This is a genomic window from Luteolibacter sp. (genome assembly GCF_039920825.1).
Lineage (GTDB): Bacteria > Verrucomicrobiota > Verrucomicrobiia > Verrucomicrobiales > Akkermansiaceae > Luteolibacter.
The window spans coordinates 1-3,044 of sequence record NZ_JBDSCX010000076.1 but is presented as its reverse complement, the minus strand read 5'-3'; the positions used below and the strand labels follow the sequence as shown (position 1 = coordinate 3,044).

Below are 3,044 nucleotides of genomic sequence, written 5' to 3'. Positions count from 1 at the left end.
GGGTCCGGAAAACATCCACATCGACTATTGGTTGGCGAAGCGTTGGACCCATGCCATCAACTTGCGGCTTTCTCCGGACACGCAAAACCGCGCCAAGGAATCCGCCAAGGATTACATCGAGCGGTACGTTCGCGACAGCTCGTCGCTCCCGAATCCGGCTCTTGATGCCGCGAGGAAAACAGCAGCGGAGGAAACCGCCGCCCGCATGGCGGCGGTGGAGAAACGGGAGGACGTGGTCGCTGAGGGTGAACTGTCCCTGAATGTGGGGATTGAGGAACTTGCCAAAGGCAAGTCCGACCTGACCGCCAAAATCTCCCAATTCGAGGAATCGAAAAAGGACATCGAAACGGCGCGGGCTGCGCTGCGGAAAATTCCTCTGGATGAACTCTGCACCAAACTTGGTTTCGCAACCGACGATCAGGGTGACCTTCGGCTGGATATTTCCAACGACTATGGACCCATCCCCCATCGGGTCCTCCACACCGGGCAAGCATTCCGGCTGGAGTCGTTCAGCCTAGGTGCGCAGAAATGGCTCCTGGTGGGCTCAGGTAACGGTGCCATCGACTTGGTCAAGACCCTCCCGCCAAAGCCCTCCTTTGCGAAGGCCTGCGACAAACTTGCCGCCCTGTTTCCGGATCAGGTCGGCGGGCTGACGCTCGAAGTCTTCGAACACAAGGCCCGGCGATTGCAAAAAGGTGGCATCGGTGAACCTCCGACCCCAGACAAGGAACCGGAGCGCTGAGTTCCGAGGCCCGCCCCTTGCGGACGCCGCCGCCCCGGCTTGATCGGGGTGGCGGCATTTGCCGCCATCACACCCATCCCGTGTAAAGCATGTCGGGGCGATTCATCTTGACCATCGCCACTTGCCCCATTTTCAGAACTTCGTTATAGCACCCGGCGACTGCGGAGTATTGGGCCAAGCAGACTGCTTATCACCGACGGCACTGGTTAGCCGCCCTTTCTTTTCCTGCAAAGGATGGCGTATGCCATCCCCATTGCAAAAAGGGCGGAGCACCCTGGTTCAGGAACAAAGGCGAAGTTGTTTAACTCAACCGTGCCGATCGGGTCGCCATTTGCCAAACCAAGAAGGATGTCCTCGACGTTTCCGAAGTCGACTCCACCCGATGCTCCATTTCCATAGGGATCGGCGTTTCTCAAATCCACAATTGTCTCTGTCGACCCGCTTTTGAGGAGGATCTTGAATGAAGAGTATGTGTCAACGGCAGACGTAAGGAACAATGTGACGATCTGATCGGAAGAACCCGCTGTGTGCCCAAGCAATAAAACTGGGCTGGCAAGCGACGATGCGCTTCCCGAAATGTCCATGCTCAGATCGCCTATGCGGTCGCCCGATGTGAATGCCCGGCCTTCATACGTCACAAAGGCCGAACCCGTAAGAGCCGTCTTCGACAAGCTCATGGTGCCTCCAGAAATGGCAAGGGACGAGACTCCGGAAGAGTCACCGCCCACAAAAAATCCATCGATGAATCTAAAATTGATGTAACCAGTGGCGAGACCGCTCCTATACCCACCGTAAATTGAAGGGTCGCTCGCTTCATACTTCGATCCATTGCTGCTAGCGCTTGTGAGGCTTTGAGCGAAGGAGAAATCATCGATGATGACGATTGCCGCCTGTAGCAGGCCACTTGGTAAGAGAAGAAGCGCGATTGTGAGCCATTTCATTTGCGCCACTGACATGAGTTCCTGACGCGGCGCGGTCGAGCGCCAATTCAGTTTAAGGACGTGATGTCCGAACCCGAGCCGTGAACCCGGGCAAATCATCCCCGATTTGAACTGCCCGCGTCGAATGCGATCTCCATTTTGCTGCGGCTACTCCGGCGAAATGTATGACCGAAGTTGTTATTGAGTCCGTCCCGTGTCGTTTCATCTTGGCCAGCGTCTTCGCGGGAGAGCAGATGATCGCCCGCTGGCCGCCATGCCGGAAATGCACCACGAGGTAAAACGGCTTGCACGTCTTTTCGGCGGATAGAGATCGACCTCGAAACCACCACATTCTTCAACGAGGGTCCGCGCTGCCAGCCCCTCGCGTTGGACGTGCGTTTGAAGGACAGGTCGATCCTGGTGACCACGCGGCGGATGGCCATTTGGTTCATGCTGGAGTTTCGCAGCCCTTGATTTTCAAGAAGAAATGCTTTCATGGACGGAGTATTCCCCTAAAACTTCTCCTCGGTGATGCAAAATCCCCACGAACCAACCCAAAGCCTGATATGAATTCGATTGGAGAACCACCGGGCGGCCCCGAACGCCCCTACACGATGGACAAAGTAAAAGAGGATCGCCTTATTGCCAAAATGCAATCTGACTTCCCTGGATTGTCTGAGTCGGATATACGCGGTGCAATCGCTGCGTGTATGAAGGGGGCCGTTAGCGATCTGTCACTTCTATCATGCGTCAAGGAAAGACTTCGGGTCCTTTTGAAGAAGAAGCAATAGCCACACCTGCCTTCATCTCGGATGCCGCCCCCGGCTTGATTGGGGCGCGGCATGAGCCACTATCACACCCGTCCCGTGAACAGTGTGTCGGAGCGCTTCAGCTTGGCCAGTGCCTCGTCGGGAAAGCGGATGATCGCCCGCTTGCCGCCATGCCGGAAATGGACCTCGAAATAGAGCGGCTTGCGCGTCTTTTTCGGCGGACAGGGATCGGTCACGAAAGTACCAGCACCTTCGAAGAGCGCCTGAATTGTCACCCCCTTTGATCTGGGCGTGGGGGTGAAGGACAGGTCGATCCGGGTGACCACGCGGCGGATGGCCTGCCCAAGCCGCACCCGCAGCACGTTGTCGCAGAGATTCACATCCAGCAGCGACTTCATTTCCCCCAGTTCGGTTTCCCCGCTGCCAATCGCCTGCGTGCTCCGCACCTTGCGGTCCAGTTGTTCCACATTTTCCGCGAGGTTGGATTTTTCTCTTTCCAGAACCGCCAATCTTTTGAGCAGGCTGTCGAGTTCGCCGCCGTGTTCGATGGCGGTGAGGATTCGATCCACCGATTTTGTGGCATCCGCAAGGCGGCGCTGGGCGTGGGCAAGT

At 56.7% G+C, this 3,044-nt stretch carries 4 protein-coding genes; 1 reads left to right on the top strand and 3 read right to left on the bottom strand.

What is annotated here, in order from left to right; all coding sequences use genetic code 11:
- Window positions 1-742: hypothetical protein (locus tag ABIQ96_RS21435; protein WP_348216687.1), on the top strand; the 742-nt coding region annotated here is incomplete at its 5' end.
- 206 nt (window positions 743-948) lie between these two features.
- Here the strand turns inward: ABIQ96_RS21435 and ABIQ96_RS21430 are convergent.
- The 3 genes from ABIQ96_RS21430 to ABIQ96_RS21420 form a co-directional block, all read right to left on the bottom strand.
- Window positions 949-1,683 (bottom strand): hypothetical protein, encoded by a 735-nt coding sequence (locus ABIQ96_RS21430; RefSeq protein ID WP_348216686.1) that lies wholly within the window; start codon window positions 1,681-1,683, stop codon window positions 949-951.
- Window positions 1,684-1,778: 95 nt separating this feature from the next.
- On the bottom strand, window positions 1,779-2,105 hold the full coding sequence (locus ABIQ96_RS21425) for a hypothetical protein (protein WP_348216685.1): 327 nt from the start codon (window positions 2,103-2,105) through the stop codon (window positions 1,779-1,781).
- 410 nt (window positions 2,106-2,515) lie between these two features.
- Window positions 2,516-3,044 (bottom strand): hypothetical protein (locus ABIQ96_RS21420; RefSeq protein WP_348216684.1); only part of this gene is annotated, 529 nt, incomplete at its 5' end.

Bases quoted from the DNA above. Each gene is read 5' to 3' on its own strand.
- ABIQ96_RS21430 (WP_348216686.1), bottom strand. From the start codon at position 1,683: ATGAAATGGCTCACAATCGCGCTTCTTCTCTTACCAAGTGGCCTGCTA.
- ABIQ96_RS21425 (WP_348216685.1), bottom strand. From the start codon at position 2,105: ATGGCCATCCGCCGCGTGGTCACCAGGATCGACCTGTCCTTCAAACGC.